Origin of the sequence: Aquabacterium sp. (assembly GCF_035476535.1) — a bacterium.
Lineage (GTDB): Bacteria > Pseudomonadota > Gammaproteobacteria > Burkholderiales > Burkholderiaceae_C > Pseudaquabacterium.
On sequence record NZ_DATILJ010000018.1, the window covers coordinates 15,746 to 40,134 of the forward strand.

General features: G+C 70.6%; 21 protein-coding genes. 10 read left to right on the plus strand and 11 right to left on the minus strand.

All coding sequences use genetic code 11. The features are described 5' to 3' along the window. Nucleotides 1–3 precede the first annotated feature (3 nt). From VLK61_RS02045 to VLK61_RS02055, 3 genes are all read left to right on the plus strand, one after another. Nucleotides 4–483, plus strand: coding sequence for a LuxR C-terminal-related transcriptional regulator (locus tag VLK61_RS02045; protein WP_325417766.1), 480 nt, complete (start codon nucleotides 4–6; stop codon nucleotides 481–483). Next, nucleotides 483–1,472, plus strand: a complete 990-nt coding sequence (locus VLK61_RS02050) for a S1C family serine protease (RefSeq protein ID WP_325417768.1) — start codon at nucleotides 483–485, stop codon at nucleotides 1,470–1,472. The genes VLK61_RS02045 and VLK61_RS02050 overlap by 1 nt, the downstream gene beginning before the upstream one ends. A gap of 64 nt (nucleotides 1,473–1,536) precedes the next feature. Then, nucleotides 1,537–3,525: a ferritin-like domain-containing protein gene (locus tag VLK61_RS02055; RefSeq protein WP_325417770.1), complete on the plus strand. Its 1,989-nt coding sequence runs from the start codon at nucleotides 1,537–1,539 to the stop codon at nucleotides 3,523–3,525. Nucleotides 3,526–3,660: 135 nt separating this feature from the next. On the opposite strand, the gene VLK61_RS02060 is transcribed toward VLK61_RS02055, so the two are convergent. Then, entirely contained in the window at nucleotides 3,661–4,146 is a 486-nt protein-coding gene (locus tag VLK61_RS02060) for a GNAT family N-acetyltransferase (RefSeq protein WP_325417772.1), read from the minus strand. Nucleotides 4,147–4,174: 28 nt separating this feature from the next. Next, a complete protein-coding gene (locus VLK61_RS02065) occupies nucleotides 4,175–5,095 on the minus strand; it encodes an alpha/beta fold hydrolase (RefSeq protein WP_325417774.1) in 921 nt (306 codons plus the stop codon). 199 nt (nucleotides 5,096–5,294) lie between these two features. On the opposite strand from VLK61_RS02065, the gene VLK61_RS02070 reads away from it, so the two are divergent. The 3 genes from VLK61_RS02070 to VLK61_RS02080 all read left to right on the plus strand — a co-directional run bounded on the left by VLK61_RS02070 (nucleotide 5,295) and on the right by VLK61_RS02080 (nucleotide 9,374). After that, nucleotides 5,295–5,936, plus strand: a complete 642-nt coding sequence (locus VLK61_RS02070; protein WP_325417776.1) for a hypothetical protein — start codon at nucleotides 5,295–5,297, stop codon at nucleotides 5,934–5,936. A 90-nt stretch (nucleotides 5,937–6,026) separates the two neighbouring features. Beyond that, entirely contained in the window at nucleotides 6,027–7,340 is a 1,314-nt protein-coding gene (locus VLK61_RS02075) for a S8 family peptidase (RefSeq protein WP_325417778.1), read from the plus strand. Nucleotides 7,341–7,373: 33 nt separating this feature from the next. Then, complete coding sequence (locus VLK61_RS02080; protein ID WP_325417780.1) at nucleotides 7,374–9,374, plus strand: BTAD domain-containing putative transcriptional regulator; 2,001 nt, start codon at nucleotides 7,374–7,376, stop codon at nucleotides 9,372–9,374. Here the strand turns inward: VLK61_RS02080 and VLK61_RS02085 are convergent. After that, on the minus strand, nucleotides 9,348–10,088 hold the full coding sequence (locus tag VLK61_RS02085; RefSeq protein ID WP_325417782.1) for a hypothetical protein: 741 nt from the start codon (nucleotides 10,086–10,088) through the stop codon (nucleotides 9,348–9,350). The genes VLK61_RS02080 and VLK61_RS02085 overlap by 27 nt on opposite strands. Nucleotides 10,089–10,245: 157 nt before the next feature. On the opposite strand from VLK61_RS02085, the gene VLK61_RS02090 reads away from it, so the two are divergent. The 3 genes from VLK61_RS02090 (at nucleotide 10,246) to VLK61_RS02100 (ending at nucleotide 14,707) form a co-directional block, all read left to right on the plus strand. Beyond that, entirely contained in the window at nucleotides 10,246–10,821 is a 576-nt protein-coding gene (locus VLK61_RS02090) for an ECF-type sigma factor (protein WP_325417784.1), read from the plus strand. Nucleotides 10,822–10,846: 25 nt separating this feature from the next. Next, nucleotides 10,847–13,837 (plus strand): serine/threonine-protein kinase, encoded by a 2,991-nt coding sequence (locus tag VLK61_RS02095; RefSeq protein WP_325417786.1) that lies wholly within the window; start codon nucleotides 10,847–10,849, stop codon nucleotides 13,835–13,837. Between the two features lie 141 nt (nucleotides 13,838–13,978). Then, nucleotides 13,979–14,707 carry a YopT-type cysteine protease domain-containing protein gene (locus tag VLK61_RS02100; RefSeq protein ID WP_325417789.1) on the plus strand — a complete coding sequence of 243 codons (729 nt, stop codon included), beginning with the start codon at nucleotides 13,979–13,981 and terminating at the stop codon, nucleotides 14,705–14,707. Between the two features lie 33 nt (nucleotides 14,708–14,740). Here the strand turns inward: VLK61_RS02100 and VLK61_RS02105 are convergent, their stop codons facing one another. Continuing rightward, on the minus strand, nucleotides 14,741–15,331 hold the full coding sequence (locus VLK61_RS02105) for an RNA polymerase sigma factor (RefSeq protein WP_325417791.1): 591 nt from the start codon (nucleotides 15,329–15,331) through the stop codon (nucleotides 14,741–14,743). 211 nt (nucleotides 15,332–15,542) lie between these two features. On the opposite strand from VLK61_RS02105, the gene VLK61_RS02110 reads away from it, so the two are divergent. Continuing rightward, a complete protein-coding gene (locus VLK61_RS02110) occupies nucleotides 15,543–16,118 on the plus strand; it encodes a Uma2 family endonuclease (protein ID WP_325417793.1) in 576 nt (191 codons plus the stop codon). Nucleotides 16,119–16,123: 5 nt separating this feature from the next. Here VLK61_RS02110 and glcF read toward each other — a convergent pair whose 3' ends face one another. From glcF to VLK61_RS02145, 7 genes are all read right to left on the minus strand, one after another. Beyond that, complete coding sequence (gene glcF / locus VLK61_RS02115) at nucleotides 16,124–17,359, minus strand: glycolate oxidase subunit GlcF (protein WP_325417795.1); 1,236 nt, start codon at nucleotides 17,357–17,359, stop codon at nucleotides 16,124–16,126. Then, nucleotides 17,359–18,486, minus strand: coding sequence for a methyltransferase domain-containing protein (locus tag VLK61_RS02120; protein ID WP_325417797.1), 1,128 nt, complete (start codon nucleotides 18,484–18,486; stop codon nucleotides 17,359–17,361). Before VLK61_RS02120 ends, glcF begins: the two co-directional genes overlap by 1 nt. A gap of 29 nt (nucleotides 18,487–18,515) precedes the next feature. Continuing rightward, entirely contained in the window at nucleotides 18,516–19,625 is a 1,110-nt protein-coding gene (gene glcE / locus VLK61_RS02125; protein WP_325417798.1) for a glycolate oxidase subunit GlcE, read from the minus strand. Nucleotides 19,626–19,705: 80 nt separating this feature from the next. Then, nucleotides 19,706–21,205: an FAD-linked oxidase C-terminal domain-containing protein gene (locus VLK61_RS02130; protein ID WP_325417800.1), complete on the minus strand. Its 1,500-nt coding sequence runs from the start codon at nucleotides 21,203–21,205 to the stop codon at nucleotides 19,706–19,708. Between the two features lie 103 nt (nucleotides 21,206–21,308). Beyond that, entirely contained in the window at nucleotides 21,309–22,496 is a 1,188-nt protein-coding gene (locus VLK61_RS02135) for an FIST signal transduction protein (RefSeq protein ID WP_325417802.1), read from the minus strand. Beyond that, on the minus strand, nucleotides 22,493–23,254 hold the full coding sequence (locus VLK61_RS02140) for a PhaM family polyhydroxyalkanoate granule multifunctional regulatory protein (protein ID WP_325417804.1): 762 nt from the start codon (nucleotides 23,252–23,254) through the stop codon (nucleotides 22,493–22,495). Before VLK61_RS02140 ends, VLK61_RS02135 begins: the two co-directional genes overlap by 4 nt. Nucleotides 23,255–23,312: 58 nt before the next feature. Continuing rightward, nucleotides 23,313–24,305 carry a TraB/GumN family protein gene (locus VLK61_RS02145; protein ID WP_325417806.1) on the minus strand — a complete coding sequence of 331 codons (993 nt, stop codon included), beginning with the start codon at nucleotides 24,303–24,305 and terminating at the stop codon, nucleotides 23,313–23,315. Between the last annotated feature and the right edge of the window lie 84 nt (nucleotides 24,306–24,389).

Here is a 24,389-nt window from a genome sequence, read left to right on the forward strand (position 1 = left end):
CCCATGCCGCGCATCATCGTCGTCAGCTCGTCTCCCTTGCACGCCGGCGGTGTCGCCGCCGCGCTGCAAGGCGTGGAGGGCTGGGTGGTGCAGATCGGCCGCGCCGACGAGCCGGCCGATGCCTGGGTGCTGACCGGCGAGGAGCTGCAGCTGCGCGGTGCCCAGGGCGCCAGCGGCCTGCTCGCCGCCGATGCCGATGCGCCGCGGCTGCGCGCCGCGGTGGCGGCGGTGCTGCAAGGCCTGTCGGTGCGCGAAGCACCGTGGCTGGGCAGCAGCAACGAGCATGAGCCGCTGACGCCGCGGGAACTCGAAGTCTTCGAGCTGCTCGGCAAGGGGCTGTCGAACCGCGACATCGGCGGCGTGCTCGGCATCTCGGCCCACACCGCCAAATTCCACGTCGGCCAGATCCTCGCGAAGACCGGTGCGGCCACGCGCGCCGAAGCGGTCAGCGAAGGGCTGCGCTGCGGCTTGATCGGACTCTGATGCAACGTGACGACCCGGCCATCGCGGCCACCGACGACGAACTGCTCGATGCCTATTCACGCGCCGTCACGCAGGCCCTCGAACAAGCGCGCGGCGGCGTCGTCTCGCTGCGCATGAGTGGCGGCCAGCGCGGTGGCCCACGCGGCCAGCGTGGCCGCCGCCCGAGCGAAGGCGCTGGCTCGGGCTTCCTGATCACGCCCGATGGTTACCTGGTCACCAACCACCATGTCGCGGAGGCCGGCTCGCGGATCAGCGTGACGCTGGACGACGGCAGCGAGCATGCGGCCGATGTGATCGGCGGGGATGTCGACACCGACCTGGCGCTGCTGCGCATCGGCAGCGACACCCCGCTGCTGCACCTGCTGCTGGGTGAATCGAAGCAGCTGCGGGTCGGCCAGGTGGTGATTGCGATCGGCAACCCGCAAGGCCTGTCGCAGACGGTGACCAGCGGCATCGTCTCGGCGCTGGGCCGCAGCCTGCGCGCGCGCAACGGCCGCATGATCGACGGCGTGATCCAGACCGATGCCAGCCTGAATCCCGGCAACTCCGGCGGGCCGCTGCTGGACACGCGGGCCCGTGTCGTCGGCGTCAACACCGCCATCCTGGCCGGCGCGCAATCACTGTGTTTCGCCGTGCCGTCCGACACCGCGCGCTGGGTCGTCAGCGAGCTGCTGCGCCACGGCCGGGTGCGCCGCGCGCGGCTGGGCATCGCCGTGCAGACCGTGCCGCTGCCACGCCGCTCGGCTTTGCACCATGGGCTGACGCTCACCTCGGCCGTCAGCATCGACGAGATCGTGAACGACGGCCCGGCCGATCGGGCCGGCCTGCGTGCCGGCGATCGCATCGTGCGCATCGATGCCGCGCCGACGCCGGATGTCGACACGCTGAACCGCGTGCTGGGTGGCGAATGCATCGGCCGGCGCGTCAGCGTCGAACTGTTGCGCGGGCCGCACAAGATGTCACTGGACCTGGTGCCCGCGGCACGCTAGTGTTGGGTATCCCCGTGGAGTGACAACGATGCAGACAGCAGCCCAGCCAGCCGGTACGGCCTCTATGGCCCATCCCCCCAGCCGCGAACAACTGCTGTACTGGCTGCACGAGGCCTCGGAGATCGAGCACCACCTGATGTGCTGCTACCTCTATGCTGCCTTCAGCCTGAAACGTGACGATGCCGGCTGGACGGCCGAGCAGCGCGCGGCAGTGCGGCGCTGGCACGAGGCGATCATGTCGGTGGTCTTCGACGAGATGTCGCACCTGGCGCTGGTCGGCAACCTGGCGGCCGCGCTGGGCGGCGCGGCGCACATGAACCGGCCGCCGTTCCCGGTGGACGCCGGACCCTACCCGGCCGGCTTCGTGATCCGCCTGCAGCCGTTTTCTGCCGCGACGGTGGAACATTTCAAGTTCCTGGAGCGGCCCTCCGGCGAGGCGCTGACCGATGCTGCCGGCTTCACGCCGCAGCGCCATTACCGGCGCGCGGTGCCCGAAGGCCGCTTGAGCCCGGGCCCGCGCGACTACGAGACCGTCGGCGAGCTGTACCAGGTGCTGGCGCAGTCGCTGGACGCCTGCGCCGCGGCGATGGGCGAGGCCGCACTGTTCACCGGCGACCCCGCCTGCCAGGTCGACGCCACGCTGGCGCCGCTGAACGGCGTGATCGCGGTGACCGACCTGGCCAGCGCGCAGCAGGCCATCAGCACCATCGTGACGCAGGGCGAAGGGGCCGGTGAAGCCTCGGCCGATTCACACTTCTCGCGCTTCACCCGCATTGGCGAAGAACTGGCGCGGCTCAGCGCGGCCGATCCGGCCTTCGCACCGGCCTGGCCGGCTGCGACGAATCCGGTGATGAATGCGCCGATCCACAGCGCCGAGGACCGGGTGCACATCAGCGGTCCGCGCATCGTGCGCTGGCTGGACATCGGCAATGCGCTGTACACCACCTCGCTGCGCTGCCTGCTGCAAGGCTTCGGCGCGCGCGAGCGGCGCGCCAAGGCCACCTGGCTGGCCGCCAGCTTTGCGCTGATGCGCGCGACGCTGCCGGTCGGCCAGGGCCTGGCCGCGCGGCCAGCCGGCGAAGACCCGGGCGGCCCGCATGCCGGGCTGACCTTCACGCCACTGCGCACCTTGGCCCGCCTGCCCGAAGATGGCGCCGCGCGCTGGGTGGCCGAGCGCCTGGGCCAGCTGCGCCAGCGCGCCATCGAGCTGCCGCTGGAACTGGTGGCCGGCGAATCGGCCGCCACCTGGCAGGCGGTGATCGATCTGCTGGCTTCGCAGCAGGCGGCGCTGCTAGGCATTGCCGGCGACGGCGGCGGGTTTTCGGCGACTGCGGCGGCAGTGCCTGCCCGGGCTGCTGCGGCACCGGCACCGGCACCGGCGCTGGCCCAAGCAGCCGCCGCTCCCGTCGAGCCCAAGATCGAAGTCGCCCGCGGCAGTGCGGTGACCGTGCTGTTCGACGCCCAGCGCTGCATCCATTCGCGCCATTGCGTGCTGGACGCGCCGACGGTGTTCAAGGCCAACACCCCCGGCGAATGGATCTTCCCCGACACCGTGCCGGTGGAGACGCTCGTGGGCGTGGCCCACAGCTGCCCGTCCGGCGCCATCCGCTACCAGCGCCACGACGGTGGTGCCGACGAGGCTGCACCGCCGGTCAATCAGCTGCGCATCCGCGAGAACGGCCCGTATGCGCTGCATGCCGCGCTCAGCGTGGCCGGGCGCGACGACGGCTTTCGCGCCACGCTGTGCCGCTGCGGTGCATCGAAGAACAAGCCGTGGTGCGATGGCAGCCATGCCGAAGCCGGCTTCGTGGCCAGCGGTGAACCGGCCAGCGGCAGCGTCGAGCCACTGGCCCGGCGCGACGGGCCGCTGGCGGTCACGCCGATGAAGAACGGCCCACTGCGGCTGCGCGGCAATCTGGAAATCTGCGCCGGCACCGGGCGCACGGTGGCGCGCATCACCGAGGCGGCGCTGTGCCGCTGCGGCCAGTCGAAGAACAAGCCGTTCTGCGACATGTCGCACCTCGCGGCGGGCTTCAGCGCCGACGGGGCTTGATCACGGCGCTGCGGCCCTGGCCGAGCAGACCCGTCAGCGTACTTCTGCACAGGGCACCGGCGGCGGTGGCCCTGCTTGTCGCCGATGAAGGCCAGGCCGCGCACCCGCCGGAGAGCGCGCGGTGCTTGTCGCCATCTACGCGGGTGTTTCGCGCAGCGGCAGTTCAAGCACGATTTCCTGGCCGTCGGACCGGCCGGTGTGGCGGAAGCCCAGCGACAGGTAGAAGGGCTCCGGGCAGCCCGGGCCGGGCACGTAGGACAGCTCCAGCGTATCGAACAAACCCTTGCTGCGCACATGCCCGATGACGCCCAGCAAGGCCGCGCGGCCGATGCCCAGGCGCTGGAACCTGGCATCGATCATGAAGCGCCACACGCCGACACCGGGCTTGTCGGGCGGCGGCCGCCGCAGCGATTCGTCCTCCAGCATGACGAAACCGGCCAACTCGTCGCCGACGTAGATGGCGCGGTACCAGGCCTCGGGTGCAAACAGCGCCTGCGCCAGCGACACCGCGTTGGGCGCGACAAAGCCCTTCTGGTCTTCGGCCACCGACAGCCGCACGACCGGCAGCACCGTCTCGGCGGTGATCTCTCGAAGCGTGACATTCAATGCGGCGATGGACATGTGCGTGTGTGGTCTTGGGTGAGTGGGATCAACGCCGGCCGTTGGCCAGGAACGGCAGCACCTGGGCCAGCAGCAGGTCGGGCGCTTCTTCGGCGATGTAGTGGCCGCAGGGCAGGGCTTGGCCGCGCACGTCAGACGCTAGTTTCCGCCACTCGGCCAGCGGATCGAAGCAGCGCTGCACCACGCCGTCGGCGCCCCACAGCGCGAGCAGCGGCATCTGCAGCCGGCGGCCGGCGGCCCGGTCGGCACGTTCGTGGCCCAGGTCGATGCCGGCCGATGCGCGGTAGTCCTCGCACAGGCCGTGGGCGGCGCCGGGCAGCGCCAGGCAGCGCTGGTATTCGGCCAGCGCGCGGCGATCGAAGGGCGCCAGCCCGGCGCTGCGCCGGCCCATCACGTCGCGGACATAGGCGGCGGGGTCGGCTTCGATCAGGCGCTCGGGCAGCGGCGCCGGCTGGATCAGGAAGAACCAGTGCCAGTAGGCGCGGGCAAAGGCCTCGCTGGTCTGCTCGTACATGGCCAGCGTCGGCGCGATGTCCAACAGCACCAGGCGGCGCACGGCCGCCGCATGGTCCATGGCCAGCCGGTGCGCCACGCGCGCACCGCGGTCGTGGGCCAGCACGTCGAAACGCGCGAAGCCCAGTTGCTGCATCAGCGTCAGCTGGTCCAGCGCCATCCTGCGTTTGGCGTAGTTCGCGTGGTCGGCCGTGCCGGCGGGCTTGCACGAATCGCCGTAACCCCGCAGATCAGCGGCCACCACGGTGAAGTGTTCAGCCAGCGCCGGCGCCACGCGGTGCCAGATGGCATGGGTCTGCGGATGACCGTGCAACAGCAGCAGCGGCGGTCCGGCGCCGCCGATGCGCGCGGCGATCTGCAGCCCGGGTTCAACCTCCACCGTGCGCGGCTTGAAGCCGGGAAACAGGGGGGCGGCGGTCTCGGGTGCAGCGTCCATCGGCGTCTCTCCTGCTGCCGTCATGGCTGCGTTGGTTCGCATCGTAGGCCGGAAGCGCAGCGACGCCGCTGCGGCCCACGTCATGCCGGGGCGCTCGGCCCACCTACGTGGCAGCGCGGCGTCCCTCGGGTTGCGGACGAACGGGCTGGCTGGCCGCGTGGCCACTGGCTACGATGGCGCCTCACGTCCGAGGACCCCCATGGCCAGCTTGACCGCCAGCATCCAGGAATCGATCGAAGCGCAGCGCGAGCAGGAGTGGCGCCGGCTCGGCGTGGCCGAAGCCGACATCGCCGGCTCGCGCAGCACCGGCATCGATGCGCGCGACATCACCACGTTGCGCAAGTTCTCGCTGGCCGGCATGTTGCTGGTGCTGCGTTGCCCCAAGGTCACGGCACGGGCCCACCATGGCATCTTCCCGCCCAAGCTGATGGCGGTGAAGGAGAAGACCGGCAGCTCGGGGCTGGTGGTCAATCAGCACGGCGACATCCTGGTCTCCGATTACGACCTGATGAGCGTCTGGCGACAGGCTGGTGCGGGTTGGCAGAAAGTCTTCATCTCGGCCGCCAACGGTGCGTCGCGGGGCGCCTGGAGCGCCGAGGCCACCTTGCTGGTGCGTTCGCTGAACCAGCAACTGGTGTCGCGTCTGCAGCATGGTTGCCAGGATGACTTCCAGTCGGCCCTGAACCCCGGCGTGAAGCCCGGCGATCATTTCGCCGCCTTCCGCCACGGCGCGCTGCAGCACCTGCCTCAACCCGCCGCTTGCCGTGCGTTCTATGTCCAGCAGCGCCTGCACTGGCCCTACGATCCCGGCGGCCATTTCACCGGCGCGGCGCCGGCCTGAGCGGCGGCCGCCGGCGGCGTAACGTCCGTCACGCGGGGGATTTGCCGGCCGGTCCTTGGTGCTACAAGCCGTGCACAAGCAGGAGACATCATGAACAACTATGCCCTGAAGACCGATGGCCGCCCACTCAACGAGCTAGAGAAGAAGCTGCGCAAGTACCTACCCGGCCTGGACGTGCGGCTGTGGGCCTACAGCCCGCTGCAGGCGGTGATCCGCGCGCCGCTGGTGCGGGCGCTCGAGATCGAGTACCCGAACATCGGCGCCGGCCCGCTGCTGAAGGTGCTGGGCGTGGCCGAGATCCGCCAGATCACCGACGAAGAAACGGTGGCCCTGCTGGCCGGCCGCGATACGCAGCAGCTGCCGGCGCTGAAGAAGGCCGTGCCGGCCCCCGTCGCCGGCGTCGATTGGCACCTCGACCTGGTGCGTGCGCCCGCCGCCTGGCAGCTGCTGGGCGGGCCGGACGACATCGCCTGGGGCGACACCGTGGTCGGCCACATCGATACCGGCTACACGCCGCACCCGGTGTTCGGCTTTCCCGCGGCCAGCTGGCTCAATGTGGCGCTAGCGCGCACCTTCATGCCGCCGCTGCCGCCCGGCGAGGGCTCGATGTTCGTCGACGAACCCGGCGGCGGGCTGGACACGCTGAGCGGCGTCAACGGCGGCCATGGCACCCGCATCGCCGCGACGATCTGCGGCCATGCGCCGGCGGCGCCGGGTGGCGCCTACTTCGGCATCGCGCCCAAGGTGCCGCTGGTGCCGATGCGCATCACCGACGTGGTCTTGATCAACCATGCGCAGCGGCAGTTCGCCGAAGCGGTGGACCATGCGGTGAACACCGCCGGCGCCAAGGTCATCAATGTCAGCCTGGGCGTGTTTGCCGCGGCGGTGGTGAAGCCGATGAAGCGGGCCATCAACCAGGCCTACGACGCCGGCGTGATCATGGTCTGCGCCGCGGGCAACCAGGTGAACTCGGTGGTCGCGCCGGCGCGGCTGGCGCGCACCGTCGCGGTGGGCGGCATCACGCACAAGGATGTGCCGTGGTCGGGCAGCAGCTTCGGGCCGGAGGTCGACATGAGCGGCCCAGCGGCCGACCTGCGGCGTGCCAGCACCACGGCCGGCAACCAGTTCGGCTACGGCGGCGGTGGCGACGGCACCTCGTATGCCACGGCGATGACCAGCGGCGCCGCGGCGCTGTGGCTGACGCACCGGCGCACCGATATCGCGCAGGCCTATGCCCAGCCCTGGCAGCGGGTGGCCGCGTTCACGCTGCTGCTGCGCAGCACGGCGCGGGTGCCGGCAGGCTGGCAGTCCGGCGCCTTCGGCACCGGCGTGTTGAACATTGAGGCGCTGCTGAATGCACCCCTGCCTGCGGCCGCCAGCCTGGTACAGGAAGCGCCGGTCTGAGCTGCCGGCCGCCCTGCCGGCTAGCATCGCCGCATGTCGCACTTGCTCGGTCCCTCCGCCGCGTCCGATCTGCTGGCGGCCGGCTTTGCCAGCCTGACCGTCGATGACCCGACGGCTCGGCGCCACTTCGAGCAGGCCTATCGCCTGGCCGAAGCTGCCGACGACCAGGCCGGCTGTGCGCAGTGCGCGGCCGGCATGCTGCTGGCCATGGCGATGGAGTACGCCGATTTCCGCGGCCTCGGGCTGTGGACCGCACGCTTCCTGCTGGCCGGCGCCGAGGCCGCGCCGGTGAGCAGGCCGCTGGACCAGTTGCGGCTCGATGCCGCGCGCATCACGCTGCCGACGCTGGATGGCAGCTTCAGCTTCGATGCCGGCACCGAGGCCGCCGCGCAGCGCGTCGTCCAGGCGCTGCGTGAGTTGCACGAGGTGCCGCCCGACGAAGGCATGCTGATGTTCAAGCTGCTGCTGGACTACCACGTGCAGCAGCACGCGATGCCGAAGATGGAACAGACCATCGCCTTCGCGCAGGATCATCTGCGCGGCGGTGGTGTCAGCCCGATCTGGCACGCCCGCTGGTGGCTGGTGGCGCTGCTGAACCATGAGTACTTCAGCCGGCCCAGCCTGGCCGGACAGGCGCTGGCCGAACTGCAGGCCTTGATCGCCCGCCACGGCCTGCAGTTTGTGCGCTTCGAGCTGGCCTGCATCGAGATGCATGCGGCGCTGAAAGCCGACGACCTGGCGCAGGCCGAGCGGCTGTTCCGCGAACTGGACGGGCTGCGCCCCGCGGTGCGCGCCGGTCGGCTGCCGCAGGGCTTGCGCGCCCAGGGGCTGTACCTGGCGCGACGCGGTGAGTACGGTGCCGCGCTGGAGCGTGTGCAGTTGCTGCTGGCGCTGTGCGCCGATGTCGAGGTGCCCCGGCGCGACCAGGGTGCCTACGAGTGCCTGCGCGCCTATTGCCTGGCAGCCTTGCGCCGGCCAGGCGAGGCCTTGGCGGTGATGGCATCGGCGCGGCGCCATCAGAACGGCCTGCAGGGCGAGGTGGCCGAAGCGATCATCGAAACGCTGCACGCCGTGCGAGCACTCGACGAAGCGGCGCCCGATGCCGTGGCGATCACCTGCGCGGCGCTGCACCACTGCGCCGCGCTGCGCTTCACGCGCCTGTTGCTGCCGCTGCCGGCCTGGGCGGCTCGGCTGGTCGAGGTTGGCCTGGATGCCGGCATCGAGCCCGAGTTCCTGGCCGCCACGGTGCGCGACCGGCGCCTGGTGCCGCCGGATCCCACCCGCGAGGCCTGGCCCTGGCGCCTGCATGTGTTTGCCTTCGGCCCGCTGCGCCTGTTGCGCGACGGCCTGCCGCTGGCCAGCCTGTCGGCCAAGGCGCCGCGCAAGCCGCTGGAGCTGCTGCGCCTGCTGGCGGCGCATGGCGGTAGTCCGCTGCCGGTGGACGCGGTGATCGACCAGCTCTGGCCTTCGCTGGAGGCCGATGCGCCCAAGGCCTCGTTCGAGATGGCGGTGTCGCGGCTGCGCAAGCTGATCGATGTGCCCGACGCGGTGCGTGTGGTCGACAACGCGGTGTCGCTCGACCGTGCGCTGGTGTGGGTCGACGTGGCTGCCTTCGACACCCTGTGCCGGCGCGGCACGGCGGCCGCCGCCGAGCAGGCGCTGGCGCTGTACACCGCGCCGCTGCTCGGCGGCGAAGTGATGAGCGGGCTGATGCACACCGCGCGTGAACGGCTGGCGCTGCAGCACACCGGCTGCGTCGCCGCGTCTGCCGAGCCGCTGCAGGCGAGCGGCCAGTGGGCTGCCGCCGCGCGACTATATGAAGCCGCGCTGGCCCACGACCCCCTGGCCGAGTCGCTGCACCGCGGGCTGATGCGCGCCCAGCTGCAGCAGGGTGAACGGGCCGAGGCCTTGCGGAGTTACCAGCGCCTGCGCGACTTGCTGGCGCAGGCGCTGCGCGTCACGCCCTCCGACCAGACCGAGGCGCTGGCCCGCGAGGCCGGTGCCGGTTCAGCCGGGCTGGCGCCTGCCCCATAGCCGCAGCGCGGCGATGCCGGCCAGCAACAGCACCCAGCCCGAGGGCTCGGGCACGCTGGGCATCACGCCGTACTGGATGTGGTCGAGCTCGAGGCCGCCGCTCTGGCCGGTGATCGTGATCGAGCGGATGCCGCCGTCGAACTGCACACCGAAGAAGCGGTCTTCGGCCGTGGTGCCGCTGATGGACCCGTCGCTGAAGCCGTTGCGTGTGATCGAGCCCAGCGACACGCCGTTGCCGTCGGTGGCCGAGAAGACAACGTCGCCGAAACCATCGGTCCACACCAGGCCGAAGGCCGTCGGCAATGACGCGCCGGTGAACGTGAAGGTGACGCCGACGAAGCCGGGATTGACGAAGAAGCTGCGGCCGGCGGTGCCCAGGCCGTCGATCGCACCGTCGTCGGCATCGACCGAGTCGCGGGCGCCATCGAACTGCCCCGGGCCGATCACCACGCCGTTGTTGGCCGTGATCTGGCCGTCCAGCGTGCCGTCTTCCAGCGTGTCCAGGAATCCCGGGCTGCCGCCGGCATAGAAGCCCACCGGGATGTCGGCGGTGGACAGGTAGGGCGTCGGCTCCCAGAACACCGGCGGCGCAGCCTGTGCCGGCAGCGCAGCGGCCAGTGCGAGGGTCAGCGCGCTGGCAGCGGCCACCCCGGCCCGCGAACCAGCGGAACGACGAGCGGAATGACAGGCGGTAGAACGGCGGCAGGCAGGCATCGGGTGCTCCCAAGGGTTGCAAGTGGATGTCGCGACGGTAGGACGGCGGCCCCTGCGGCTTACCAACCGATCACCAACACCCGACCACTTCTTGCACAGCCCCCCACACCCTAGGGATGCGGCGGCACAATCGCCGCAACGCTGCAGCCCAGATGCCATGTCCTCGATCACCGAGTTGTTGATTCGTTCTTCCGGTGGCGAGGCCCCGGCCCTGCAGGAGCTCTACGCGCGGCTGTACCCCGACATCAAGCGTGTCGCCCGCGCCCGGCTGGCGCAGGCCGGCGGCGTTTCGGGCCTCAATACCACCGCGCTGGTGCATGAAGGCTTCCTGCGCATGGCCGAGCAGGAAGGGCTGCAGGGCAGTTCACGCGGCCAGTTCTTTGCCTATGTCGGCCAGGTGCTGCGCTCGGTGGTGATCGATTTCCTGCGCTCGCAGGGGCGCGACAAGCGCGGCGGCGATGCGGTGATGGTGACGCTGTCGCATGCCGAAGCCGAGCCGGCCGCGCTGTCCTCGGCCACCGACATGCTGGCGCTGGACCGCGCGCTGGCGCGCATGCGCGAGATCGACGTGCCGCTGTACGAGCTGATCGAGATGCAGGCCTTCGCCGGCCTGTCGATTGCCGAGCTGGCCGAGTTGCGCGGCGTTTCCACCCGCACCATCAACCGCGACCTGATCAAGGCGCGCGGGCTGCTGCAGGCCTTGCTCGGCGACGCACCGGATACCTCCTATTGACACCCGGCTGGGCCTGCTGATTCCGATGGACCGCATTCGCTGGCAGCAACTCTCGGCCCTGCTCGACGAAGCGCTGGCACTGGCCCCGGCCGAACGTGCGGCCTGGCTGGCCGCCTGGCGCGCGAAGGATGCCGAGTTGGCGGCGCAGTTGGAACCGATGCTGGCGCAGGCCGATGAGGAGGACGACGCTGAGGGCCAGCGCACCGCATCGCTGGCCTTGCCGCTGGTCGAGCAGTTCGGACAGCTGCTGGGCCAGGCCCTGGACGGGTCAACGGCCTCTGCTGCGCCGGTGACGGCCCGCGACACGGTGACGATGTCGCTGCAGCGCTGCGGCTCGTGGCAGCTGCTGCACAAGATCGGCGAAGGCGGCATGGGCCAAGTCTGGCTGGCGCGGCGGGCCGACGGGCTGTATGAAGCGCAGGCGGCGATCAAGCTGTTGCGCGGCGATGTGCGGGCCACCAGCCTGGCCGCTCGCTTTGCGCGCGAGCGTGCGCTGCTGGCACGGCTGAACCACCCGGCCATCGCCCGGCTGCTGGATGCCGGCATCGACAACGGCCGCGCCTTCCTGGTGCTGGAGCATGTCGACGGCCGCACGCTGGCCGAGCATGTGCACGCGCATTGCCCGACGGTGGCCGACCGCGTGCGGCTGATGATCCGTATCGCCGAGGGCGTGGAGCATGCGCATGCCCAGCTCATCGTGCACCGCGACCTGAAGCCCAGCAACGTGCTGGTGACGCCGGCCGGCGAGCCCAAGCTGCTGGACTTCGGCATCGCCGGCGTGCTGGACGCCGAGGGCCAGGCCGGCGACCAGCAGCTCACGCGCCAGCTCGGCCGCATGATGACGCCGGCCTATGCCGCGCCGGAGCAGCTCAAGGGCGAGCCGATCGGCATCGCCGCCGACGTGTTTTCGCTCAGCGTGATGCTGTTCGAACTGCTGTCCGGCGAGCTGCCGTTTGCGCCGCGCGACACCGAGCGCACGGCGCTCGAGCATGCGGTGGTGCACAAGGAGGCGCGGCGGCTGACGCAAACCCGCCCGCCGACCCGCCCACAAACCCGCCCACAAATTCGCCCGCAAGCGCGCTCGCCAACCCGCGGCGGCACGCGCCCGGCCGCCGACACGCCGGCCGGCGCCGTTGCCGGGGGATCCACCGCAGTGCCGATCGAGCCGCCGACCGACTTCGCCAAGGTGCGCGGCGACCTCGAGGCGGTGGTCGCCAAGGCGCTGCGCAAGAAGCCCGAAGAGCGCTACGGCAGCGTGCGCGCGCTGATCCTGGACCTCGAACGCTGGCTCAGCCACCGTCCGGTGAGCGTGCGCCGCGACGACTGGCGACACCGCGTGCAGCTCTGGCTGCGCCGCAATGTGCTGCTGGCGTCGACGGTGGGCGGTGTCACGCTGGCGCTGCTGGGCGGCCTGGCGGTCAGCACCTGGCAATGGCGGCGCGCCGAGGCGGCGGCGCGGCAGTCGGACCAGGTCACGCACTACCTCAGCGAGTTGCTGACCTCGGCCAGCCCCGACCGGCATGGCGGCCAGATGCCCACCGTGCTGTCGCTGCTGGAAACCAGCCGCCAGGAACTGGCCACCAAGTTTGCCGACGAGCCCCACACGCTGCTGCGCCTGCAGCAGGTGCTGGGCAGCACCTACCACGCGCTGAACCGCTTCGACATCGCGATCCCGCTGGCCGAACAACGCCTGGCGCTGGCCACGCGCAGCCACGGCCCCGACGACGACAACACGGTGCAGGCCCGCTTCGATCTGGCCCGCGCCTTCGCCGCGACCAGCGTGCCCCACCGCGTGGTCGATCTGCTGGAGCCCCTGCTGCCGCGCCTGAGGGCCAACGAGGCGGCCGGCTGGAACGACCACGCGAGCGCGCTGTACATGCTGTCGGTGTCCTATGCCCAGCTGGGCCGCTTCGACGATGCGCAGCGCAGCCTGGACGAGGCCTGGCGCATCGTGCAGGCGCACTACCCGCCCAGCGACTTTCGATCGGTGTTCTTCGTCAACTATGTCTCCGTGCTGCGCCTGGCCCAGGGCCGGCTCGGCGATGCCGAGGGGATGCTGGCGCAGACCGAAGCCAGCTGGAGCACGGTGCCCAAGCCCTACGCGCGTTTCGTGCTGGTGCTGCGCCGCAACCTGCTGAACGCGCGCCTGCGCCTGGGCCGCTACGACGGGTTCGAAGCCCAGGCCCGCGCGCTGCTGGCCGACATGGACGCCTTGCTCGGGCGCGGCAACGACATGAGCCTGATGGTCAGCACTGAACTCGGCCGCTACTTTGCCGACATCGGACAGGCCGAACGCGCGCTGGCGCAGTACCGGGAGGTCGAGCAGCGGCTGGATGCGGCCGGCGTCAACGCCGGCTTCGTGCGCCTGCCGGTGGCAGCGGCGCGGCTGCTGGCCCAGGCCCAGGCCCATGACGGCGCGCCGGCCGCGCTGCTGGCGCGGGCGCGTGAGCTGCTGGAGGCCATCGACCGGGAACCGGTGCTGGCCGGCGTGCGCCGCAGCGAGGCCTGGATCGCGCTGGTGCGCGTGGCGCTGATCCAGGGCGACCGCTGGCTGGCCAGCGCGGCGCTGGAGCGCTTGCGCGGCGACAGCGGCATGCGCCTGGAACAGAACCCGCCGTTGCGTGGCCGTGTCGAGCAGCTGGAAGGGCAGTTGCTGCGCCTGCAGGGCAACCTGGCGGCCAGCAAGGAGCGCCTGGTTCGCCGCACCGAACAACTGGCGGGCTGGACCGACAGGCAGGTGATGCCGGTCTGGGCGGCCCAGCTGGACCTGGCTTGCACGCTGGTGGCGCAACGAGATCCGGCCGCCGCCGATGCGCTGGTCGCCGCCGACCGGTTGCGGCCGCCGCAGCTGCCGCCCGGGCATGCGCTGGACGCCGTGCGCGCCTACTTGCAGCAGCGGGTGGTTGCCAAGGGCATCGAGACCGAAGCGGTGCGCGCGGCCTGGCTGGTGGTGGAGCGGGCCTACGGGCGCGCGCCGGGGGCGCTGCCACCCAGCCTGGGCGGGCTGATGTTCTAGTGCGGCGTTCGGATCGCCGCCAGGCCCACGGCAGGCATGCTGCTGCAGAATGCATCGTCAGCCCGCCGGAAGCCGCCAGGCTTCGGATGTCGCCCGTCGTGAGTGGCGGTTCCCGATCGCCAACCCAAGAGAACGAACGCGATGGACAACTTTGTCGATTTTCTGGTCAACCGGGTCGTGATGAGCATCAGCCCCATCCGCGCCTCGGCGACCACCTACCACGGCCAATGCACCTGGCATTTCTCACAATGCAAGGACCCGGTGCGCAGCCTGATCGCCACGGCGGAAACAACGAAGAATGGCATCTGCGAGATCCTGGCCGCCAAGTGGGTGGCGCTCGAGGTCGGCAACAACACCACGCTGGTGAACTGGCTGGCCGGCGGCGGAACGGGCCACCGCAGCCAGCTCGATCTGGCGAAGCTGGCCTTGCTCGCCCAGACTTTCGGCACCGCCGGCGGCGGCGAGGCCCAGGGAGAAGCCACCCGGGCGTGGATGGAGACCCAGCGCGTGCGCCAGCACCAGACCTTCGACATGGGTGGCGCGACGCAGCGAGGCACCGCCAAGTTCAATCTCGACCATCTGCTGGGCGACCTGCGCCGGCGGGTAACGGCCAGGACTGTCGGCAACCCGCTGATCGCGTTGATCACCGTGGCCGAGCAGAACCGATGGCTGGGCTACAAGGGCCACATCATGGCCGTCCGGATCCATGCCGGCGGCAATCCGGTCGTCAAGTACTTCGATCCCAACTACGGCGAGTTCACCTTCAACTCGTTTGCGAATTTCTCGGACTGGTTCCGCAGCTACTTTCGCGACTCGCACTACCAGGACTTTCTCGGCACCTACTACAAGCTGCGCTACTTCACCGCCTGAGCGGCTGGCTTGGCGCACGCTGCAATGGCGCCATCAGTGGGTCCAGCTGGCGCCGGCGGCGGTGAAGCGCTCGCGCAGCCGTGAGCGGGCGCGCGAGACCCGGCTGCGCACGGTGCCCACCGGTACCGCCAGCCGCGCGGCGGCGTCTTCGTAGGACATCTCGTCCAGCGACACCAGCATCAGCACCTCGCGCATCTCGGGCATCAGCTCGGCCAACTCGCGCTGCAGCAAGTCCATCTGCTGGTTCAGCGTGAGCTGGCGCTCGGGGTCCGGCCCGTGGCCGGGCAGTTCGCTGAGCGCGTCCTCGTCCTCGAACTGGTAGCGCCGGCTCGGCGCGCGCGACAGGTGGTTGCGCACCAGGTTCAGCGCAATGCCGTAGACCCAGGTGGACAGCTGCGCTTCGCCGCGGAAGTCGTCGTAGCCCAGCGCTGCCTCGACGAAGGCTTGCTGCGCCAGCTCTTCGGCCTCGGTGGCGTCGCCGATGCGGCGCAGGATGAAGCGGTACAGCCGCTCGCCATGTTCGGCGACCAGCGTGCCGAAGATCCGGTCGCTGGCACGCGGCGCGACGTAGGCGGCATGGCGGACCGGCTGGGCGGAGGAGGCGGGGGTGTGAAGCTGCGACATGGTGGGCTACCTGGTTGGACTGCTCGTGATGGAACAGACGCCAGGGCCGCCGGGCGAGCGACAGGCCAAGCGAACAAATGCACACAGATCCCCCGTTTCGCGGGGGGTCCAGGCCTGCTTGAGCCAGCAACGGCGCTTGCGTGCGCCGCCCGGGTCGGCGCAGCGCAGGGCCTACACTGATTGGTGAACGAACTGCCGTTGGAGTGCCGCGATGGCTGTACCTGCCCGCTTACCGAGCATCACCGAGTACCTGGCCTGGGAGAACGACCAGCAGGACCGGCATGAGTACTACCGCGGCGAGATCTTCGCGATGGTGGGCGCGCGGCGTGTGCATGGATTGGTGGAGGGCAACCTGTTTGCCGCCTTGAAGCTGCACCTGAAGGGCGGGCCTTGCCGCGCCTTTGTCGAAGGCATGAAGGTCCAGGTGGCTGACAATGTGGTCTTCTACCCCGATGTCTTCGTCACCTGCGACGAACGGGATCTGAAGACCGACATGATCTTTCACCATCCCAAACTGGTGATCGAGGTGCTGTCCGACAGCACGCAGTCCTTTGACCGCGGCTTGAAGTTCGCTGCCTACCGGGAGTTGGCGAGCCTGCAGGAATACGTGCTGGTCGATCCGGACACGCGACGGGTCGAGGTCTACCGGCGCAACGAGCGGGCGCTGTTCGAGCTGCATGACCAGACCGGCACGGACGGCTTGTACCTGGCCTGCATCGAATGCCACGTGCCGATGGCCGAAGTGTTCGATGGCCTGGCCGATGCCCAGGCGGGCGAAGGAGGCTGAGGACTTCAGCCGCTCAGCGCTTCGTCCAGCAACTCGACCCAGTGCGCCACCCGCGTGCCGGTGCCGGATTGCAGGTGCTGGATGCAGCCGATGTTGGCCGAGACGATGGCTTCGGCTTGCAGGGGGGCCAGGTGGCCGAGTTTCCTATCGCGCAATTGGTGCGATAACTCGGGCTGCAACACCGAGTAGGTGCCGGCCGAGCCGCAGCACAGGTGGCTTTCGCTGGCGGCCAGCGAGACGTCGAAGCCCAGCTCGCGCAGGCCGGCTTCGACGCCGCCGCGCAATTGCTGGCCGTGCTGCAGCGTGCAGGGCGGATGAAAGGCCAGCTGGGCCAGTCGGGTGCTCCGCAGTTTCGGCCTGAGCTTGGGCACCAGGTCCGGCAGCAGCTCGGACAGGTCCTTCGTCAATGCGCTGATGCGCCGGGCCTTGTCGGCATACGCGCTGTCGGCGGCCAGCGCGTGGCCATAGTCCTTGACCATGACGCCGCAGCCCGAGGCGTTCATCACGATGGCCTCGACGCGGCCCTGCGCCACCTGCGGCCACCAGGCGTCGATGTTGCGGCGCATGTCGGCCAGGCCGCCGTCGTGGTCGTTCAGGTGCGTGCGGATCGCGCCGCAGCAGCCGGCCTCTTCGGCCACCAGCGTCTGGATGCCGGCGGCGTCGAGCACGCGCGCGGTGGCGGCATTGATGTTCGGCAGCATCGCCGGCTGCACGCAGCCCATCAGCATCAACACCTTGCGCGAGTGTTCGGTGGTCGGCCAGTGCTGCGCGCGCGCCGGTGCGGCGCCGGGCACCTTGTCCTTCAGCGCCGCGGGCAGCAGCGGCCGCATCAGGCGCCCCAGGGCCATCGCGGGCGCGAACAAGGGCGAGGGCAGGCCTTCCTTCAGCAGCCAGCGCACGCTGCGCTCGGCCAGCGGGCGCTCAACCTGGTCGTCGACGATGCGCCGGCCGATGTCCAGCAGCTGGCCGTACTGCACGCCGGACGGGCAGGTGGTTTCGCAGTTGCGGCAGCTCAGGCAGCGGTCCAGGTGGGCTTGCGTCGCGCGCGTCGGCGCGGCGCCCTCGAGCACCTGCTTCATCAGGTAGATGCGGCCGCGCGGGCCGTCGAGCTCGTCGCCCAGCAGCTGGTAGGTCGGGCAGGTGGCGGTGCAGAAGCCGCAGTGCACGCACTTGCGCAGGATGGCTTCGGCGGCTTCGCCGTCAGGCGTGCCTTTGAATTGCGGGGCGAGGGCGGTTTGCATCAGGGTGGGGTGTGGGCCGTCAGCCGGCCAGGCGCTGGCTGAGCACCGCCGAAGCGATAGCTGAGCACCCAGTAATGCGGGTGCTCGATCCATTGCAGATCGTCGGTGTAGGGCCGCAGCATCGTGCGCGCCTGCTCGGCGCTCGGGAAGTTCTTCAGCACCTCGTGCGTGCTGCCGTCGTCGAGCGGGCGCTGCTGGTAGCTGTTGCCCTCGTCGTCGGTGCGGGAAATCGGCGTGCTGCTGCCGGCGACGAAGCGGTTGTCCAGCATCACCACCCGCGCGCCGGGCACCAGCCGCGCATGCAGCGTGGCCAGCCAGCCGGCCAGGCGCGCCAGCGGCACGTGCGACCACCAGAAGCCGGCGAAGGCGGCGTCGAAGGTCTCGTCGCCCAGTTCGGCCAGCGTGTAGGCATCGACGCTGCGGAATTCGACGCAGGTCGGCATCGGCTTGGTGCGGGCCACGTCCATGGTCTCGGGGTTCAGGTCGGTGGCCAGCCAGCGCTGCGCGCGCGCGGCGCCGAAGGGCGTCCACCAGCCGGTGCCGCAGGCGATCTCCAGCACGCGCCGGCTTTCGAACAGCGTCGGCATCGCCGCTTCCATGAGCCGCAGCTCGGCCTGGCGTTCCGGCTTCTGATACATGCGCTCGTAGGTCGCTGCGCGGCGTGCGTAGTAGGCACCCAGCAACTGCTCGTCGATGAAGGCCTGCCAGGTGGCATCGGGCTGCCAGACCTCGTGCATCAGCGCAAAGGCGTCGTCCTTGGCCCAGCCCTGGCGCAGCACGCGGTACAGGCCGACGAAAGCGGTGACGCGGTAGTTCGCCGCGCAGTGCACCCAGGTCTTGCGCGCGATGTAAGCGTCCATGGCGTCGCAGAAGCGCAGCAGGTCGTCGCGGGTCGGCGCCTTGAACTGCACCGGGATGTGCACATAGGGCAGGCCCAGCGCGGCGACGCTGCCGGCTTCGTCGGGCAACGAATAGCGCGGGTCGTCGTGCAAGGCCAGGTTGATGATCACCTGGTAACCGGCCCGCGCGATCGCGGCCAGCTGGTCTTCGCTCGGCTGGCCCGAGGTGGCCAGGCGCTCGTCGACGATGCGGCAGTGGTGGATCTGCTGGAGGCGGGTGTCGTGCATCGGCGCTCTCGGGTTGACCGGTTCCGGCATCACAGGTCGCGGTAGAGCCGGCCGGGGTTGAACACGCGGTCCGGGTCGAAGGCCAGCTTCATCTGCTGGTGCACCCGCGCCTGCGCGCCGGGCAGCGGCGCGAACACACCGCCGGCCTTGTCGCCGCGGAACACCAGCGCATGGCCACCGACGCGGGCGGCCGCCTCGCGCATCAGCGCGGCCGGTGCGGTGGTGACGGCCCAGCGCTGCGCGCCGCCCCATTCGACCAGGCGCTCGCCGGGCGTGTTCAGCGGCGGCGCCGTCTGCGGCACCGACAGCCGCCACAGCGTGGCGCCGGCTGCCACCGCCTGGGCCGCGGCATCGAAGAACTCATCGTGGTGGTCGCGCAGGCCGCGCCAGAAGCTGCCGGCCAGCGCCGGTTCGACGGTTTCGCCGCCGAGCTTGCGCAGCGCCGCCTGCACGGCCGCCGAGGCGCCGGCCAGGCGCAGCACCAGCATGCCGTTCCACCAGGCGCTGGCCGACAGCGGCAGCGGCTGGCCGCCCCACTGGTTGAGCTGGCGCAGGGCCTGGGCTTCGTCCATCTCGAAGCGCAGCGTGGTGCTGGCCGGCGCCACCGGCAGCACCTTCAGCGAGACCTCGAGGATCACGCCGAGCACGCCCATCGAGCCGACCAGCAGCCGCGAGACGTCGTAGCCGGCCACGTTCTTCATCACCTGGCCGCCGAAGCTCAGGACTTCGGCCTTGCCGTTCAGCAGCGTCGCGCCCAGCACGTAGTCGCGCACGCCGCCTACCGTGGCCCGCGCGGGCCCGGCCAGGCCGGCGGCGACCATGCCGCCGACGGTGCCGCCGTTTCCGCCGGCGTTGGCGCCGACATCGCCGAAGCGCGGCGGCTCAAAGGGCAGGCACTGGCCCTTCTCGGCCAGCGCCGCTTCCAGTTCGGCCAGCGGCGTGCCGGCGCGCACCGTGACCACCAGCTCACTCGGTTCGTAGTTGCTGATGCCGGTCAGTGGCCTCATGTCCAGCGCTTCGCCGCGCGGCGTCTCGCCATAGAAGGCCTTGGTGTTGCCGCCGCGGATGTCCAGCGGCGACCGGCTTGCGCGCGCGGCCTGCACGCGCTCGATCAGGGTCTGCAAGTTCGGGTCGCTCACCTCAGAACCGCCCGGCCGTTCCGAAGGTACTGAGCGCCCCCGCGGGGGGCAGCGAACGCAGTGAGCGTGGGGGTTTCATCCTAGAACCGCTCCAGGTGCGGGAAGGGCAGCAGCCCCTTTGTTACATGCATCTTGCCGTACTCCGCGCAGCGGTTCAGCGTCGGGATCACCTTGCCGGGGTTCAGCAAGCCGCTGGGGTCGAAGGCGGCTTTCACGGCCAGCATCTGCGTGCGTTCCTCGGGGCTGAACTGCACGCACATCGAGCCGAGCTTCTCGACACCGACGCCATGCTCGCCGGTGACGGTGCCGCCCATCGCGACGCTGGTTTCCAGGATGTCGGCGCCGAAGAGTTCGGCGCGGTGCAGCTGGTCGGCGTCGTTGGCATCGAACAGGATCAGCGGGTGCAGGTTGCCGTCGCCGGCGTGGAAGACGTTGCAGCAGCGCAAGCCGTAGGTCTGCTCCATCTGCTGGATGGCCAGCAGGATGTCGGCCAGGCGCTTGCGCGGGATGGTCGAGTCCATGCACATGTAGTCAGGGCTGATGCGGCCGGAGGCCGGGAAGGCGTTCTTGCGGCCGCTCCAGAACTTCAGCCGCTGCGCTTCGTTCTCGCTCACCGCGAGCTTGGTGGCGCCGCAGCCGGACAGCACCGCCAGCATGCGCTCGATCTCCTCGGCCACTTCGTCGGGCGTGCCGTCGCTTTCACACAGCAGGATCGCCGCGGCGTCCAGGTCGTAGCCGGCCTGCACGAAGTCTTCGACCGCGGCGGTCATCGGCTTGTCCATCATCTCCAGCCCGGCCGGGATGATGCCGGCGGCGATGATCGCGGCCACCGCGTCGCCCGCTTGGCGGATGTCGTCGAAGCTGGCCAGGATGCAGCGTGCGAGCTGCGGCTTGGGCACCAGCTTGACCGTTACTTCTGTCGTCACCGCCAGCATGCCTTCGCTGCCGACGACGATGGACAGCAGGTCCAGCCCCGGCGCGTCCAGCGCCTCGCTGCCGAACTCGATCGGCTCGCCCGCTATCGTGAAGCCGCGCACGCGCAGCACGTTGTGCAAGGTCAGGCCGTACTTCAGGCAATGCACGCCGCCGGAGTTTTCGGCCACGTTGCCGCCGATGGTGCACGCGATCTGGCTCGACGGGTCGGGCGCGTAGTACAGGCCCAGCGGCGCCGCGGCTTCGCTGATCGCCAGGTTGCGCACGCCACATTGCACGGTGGCCGTGCGGGCCAATGCATCGAGCTTGACGATGCGGTTGAACTTGGCCAGCGACAGCGTTACACCCAGCGCATGCGGCATCGCGCCGCCCGACAGCCCGGTGCCGGCGCCGCGTGCGACCACCGGCACGTTCAACGCGTGGCAGGCGCGCAGCACGGCGGCGACTTGCGCCTCATCCTCTGGCAGTGCGACGACCAGCGGGGTTTCGCGGTAGGCCGTCAGGCCGTCGCATTCATACGGCGTGGTGTCCTCGCGGTGGAACAGCAGCGCATGCGCCGGCAGCAGGGGCCGCAAGGCCGCGACCACCTGCGCCTGGCGGGTGCTGCGGTCGGCGGCAGGGGCCGGGGTGTCACGAGGGGCGTTCATGCGCGGGAGGCCTGGGAAAGCTGCGCGCCGAGTCTAGTGCAGCGTGCGGACTCCCCCGGCGCCAGGCGTGGCGAAACTTCCTCGGGTTCAAGCCGAAGAAAAGTCAGGTCCGCACAAAGACCGTCAACACGCCGGTGTAGCCATACAGATGGCGGTGGGCGATCTCGCCGCCGGCGAAGAAGCCGACCAGCGGCACATCGCCCAAGGCATGCTGCACGATCAAAGCCTCGGCCGACGCACCGCCGAAATGCGGCCCGCCGCGGCCGTTGCAGGAGACATAGATGGCACCGGCGATGCGCGAGGCCGGCGGCTCGCCCGCGGTGCCGTGCAGCGCGGGCACCGGCGCATCAGCCTCGACCTCGTCGCGGATCTCGCTGCAGATGCGCACCAGGTCGCGCCGTGCGGCTTCCTTGTCGCGGCGGCAGAAGGCCAGCTGGTCGCCGGGCTGCACGGTGTCGGCAATGGCCAGCGCCTCGCGCCCGGGGTCGATGCCGATCAGGTGGCGCACGCGGGTGTCGATGCCGAACTGGCCGCCCTGCGACAGCACCGCGGTGCCACCGGCGGTCAGGCCGACGAGGGTGTCGCGCATCGCACGCAGCGCCGGCTCGGGGCGGTCCAGCGTCTGGCCCAGGTCGGTCAGCAGCAGCGGCAGCGCCGGCTGGCCGTCGAGCGCCAGCACCACGTTGCGGTCGGTGGCGGTGACCTGCCGCGCCGGACCCACCGGCTGGCAGCCCTGGGTGACGCGCGACAGCATCGCCACGTCGGCCCCGAAGGCCACGCCGGACAAGCCGCCGTCGAACACACCCTCGGCGATCTGCACCGCGCGGCCGCGGCCGCTGGACAGGCCGCCGAAGGCATAACCCGATTGCGTGCGCTGGCTCAGCTCGGCGATCAACTCGGCCAGGTCCGGCGTCGATGGATCGGCATGCACCAGCGCGCTGTGCGCGAGCGCACTGTCCATCGGCTGGCGGCCGTTGAAGACCTGGAACTGCCAGGCCGGCAGCTCGGTGAGCATCAGCGACAGCGCCGGCATGTCGATGTATTCGGCACCGCTGCCGATCACGCCCACCCCCACCGAGCCAACCCAGGTGACGCCGGGCCAGCGCCGGCGCAGGTCCTGCAGCAGCGCCTCGGCCTGTGCGGCGAAGTGGTCTGTCAGGTAGACGAAGCCCAGCGTCGGCGTGAAGCCGCCCGTGCGCGCGGCCCGCTGGCCGTCGACTTGCGCGGCCACCAGGGCCAGCGCCATGCCCGCATCGGGATGCGTGGCGTGGGCGGCGATGAAGGCATTCACTTGCGGCTCGGCGTTCGTTTGGCGGCCGCCTTGCGCGCGGCGCCGGACTTGCCGGCCGCGCCGTTGGGCGACAACGGCGCAAGGCCGCCACTGGCAGCCGCCTGCGCCACGCTGGCCGCCTTCTGCGCCGCCGAGGCCGCGCTCTTGGCCACCGCGGCGGGCATCGAAGCGGCCTTCTTCAAGGTCTCGCCGGCCGCGTCGAAGCTCTGCTTGACCATCGCGCCGGCGAGGTTCTTCGCGGCATCGGTGGCGGTGTCCTTCATCGCATTGGCGGCGAGTTCGGTGAACTGCTTGGTCAGCGCGCCCCACCACTGCATCGGGTCGACCACGCCGGTCGGCACCTCGGCTGCCTTGTCCGCAGCACCTGCCTTGCCGGGCGCGGCGGCTTTCGGCGCGGGTGCCGGTGCGGGCTCGGACGCCGTGGCCTGCGGCGCGGGTGCTTCGGCCGGCTCGGGCATGCGGATCTTCAGCGATTCGGTCAGGTCGCTGAAGGACAGGTTCATGGTCTTCAGCGTCGACAGCGTCATGCGCTGCACCTCCAGCGCCTGGATCGTCGCGCCCAGCATGCGTGCGTTCTGCTCCAGCCAGAACTGCACGGTGCGCAACTCTTCAATGCGCTTTTCCAGCTCTTCCGGGTTCAGCGTGGGGGCGACCCATTGGCCGACGCTGGGCAGCGCGGCGCCGGCGTTCTTGACCAGGCCCTGCAGGAAATCGAATCCGGGCACGAGCTTGGTGAAGGCGGCGGTCGGGTCGGCCATGGTGCATCTCCTCGTTGGAATGGTGTGCGGGGATGGTAGCCCCGCGCGCAAGGCAGCGCTAGAAGCGCACCCGCTCGACGCTGTAGCCGCGCTGGCCCATCAGCCGCGGCAGGCTGCGCGGCCCGGTCATGTGCAGCGAGCCGACCGCGGCGAACACCGTCTTGCCGCCGGCATGCAAGGCGTCGATGCGCTCGGCCAGCGGCTCGTTGCGCTCGTCGTTGAGCTTGCGCAGCTGGGCTGCGTCGTCCTCGCTGGTGATGCACTCGCACCAGCGCTCGTACTGCGTCAGATCCTCCAGGTCGCCGCGCTCCCAGACCTGCGCCACGCGCAGCAAGGTGGCGCGGGCGCGGCCTTGCTCCAGCTGGGTCAGCGCCTGCTCGGCCATCGTGCGGGCGCGGGCGGCGTCGGAGGGCAGCAACGCGGCCATCTGTTGCGCCGGGGTTTCCAGCGAGACCACCGGCTTGTCCACCGCATGGGCCAAACCGCTGAGCACGAACTCCTGCGCAAACGCCGGGTCCAGCCCGTCGCGGCGCGCGGCCAGCACGGTCAGCGTGATGGCCTGCATCACCGGGTGCTGGTTGGCCAGCGTTTCCGCCGGCAGGCAGGCCGCGGCCACCTGGCGCTGCATGCGCGTCTGCCAGGCCGCCGGCATGGCGGTCGGCTTGGCGTTGCCGGCGGCCATCGACGACGACAGTTGCGCGACGATCTTCTCGTCCAGCAGGTCGAGCTCCAGGGCCAGCGTCTGGCTGTTGGTCAGGGCCTCCATCACCCGCGGGCCGGGCACCGACCAGGCCAGCTTGCCGACGTGCAGCGTGCCGTACAGGTAGGACGCGCGGCCGCCCTTGCTGATGCGCCAGAGAAAACCATGGTCGCGCGCGTCGCGCTGCACGGCTTGCATCTGCTCGGCTGTGGGGGGCTGGGCCACCGGTGGGCAGTTGGCCGCCGCGGCGTCCGGCGCGGCCTGCGCCGGCAGCGCCTGGCTCAGCAGCACGAGCGCGCTGCACAGGGTTCGGGTGAAGGCGGCGCGCAGGCGGTGGGGGTGTGTCGTCATGCGCATACGATGCCATGAATCCCGGCAACCGCTTGTCAGCGCTGAACAGCCTGTTGCACCTGAGGATGGTCTGCGGCGTGCGAG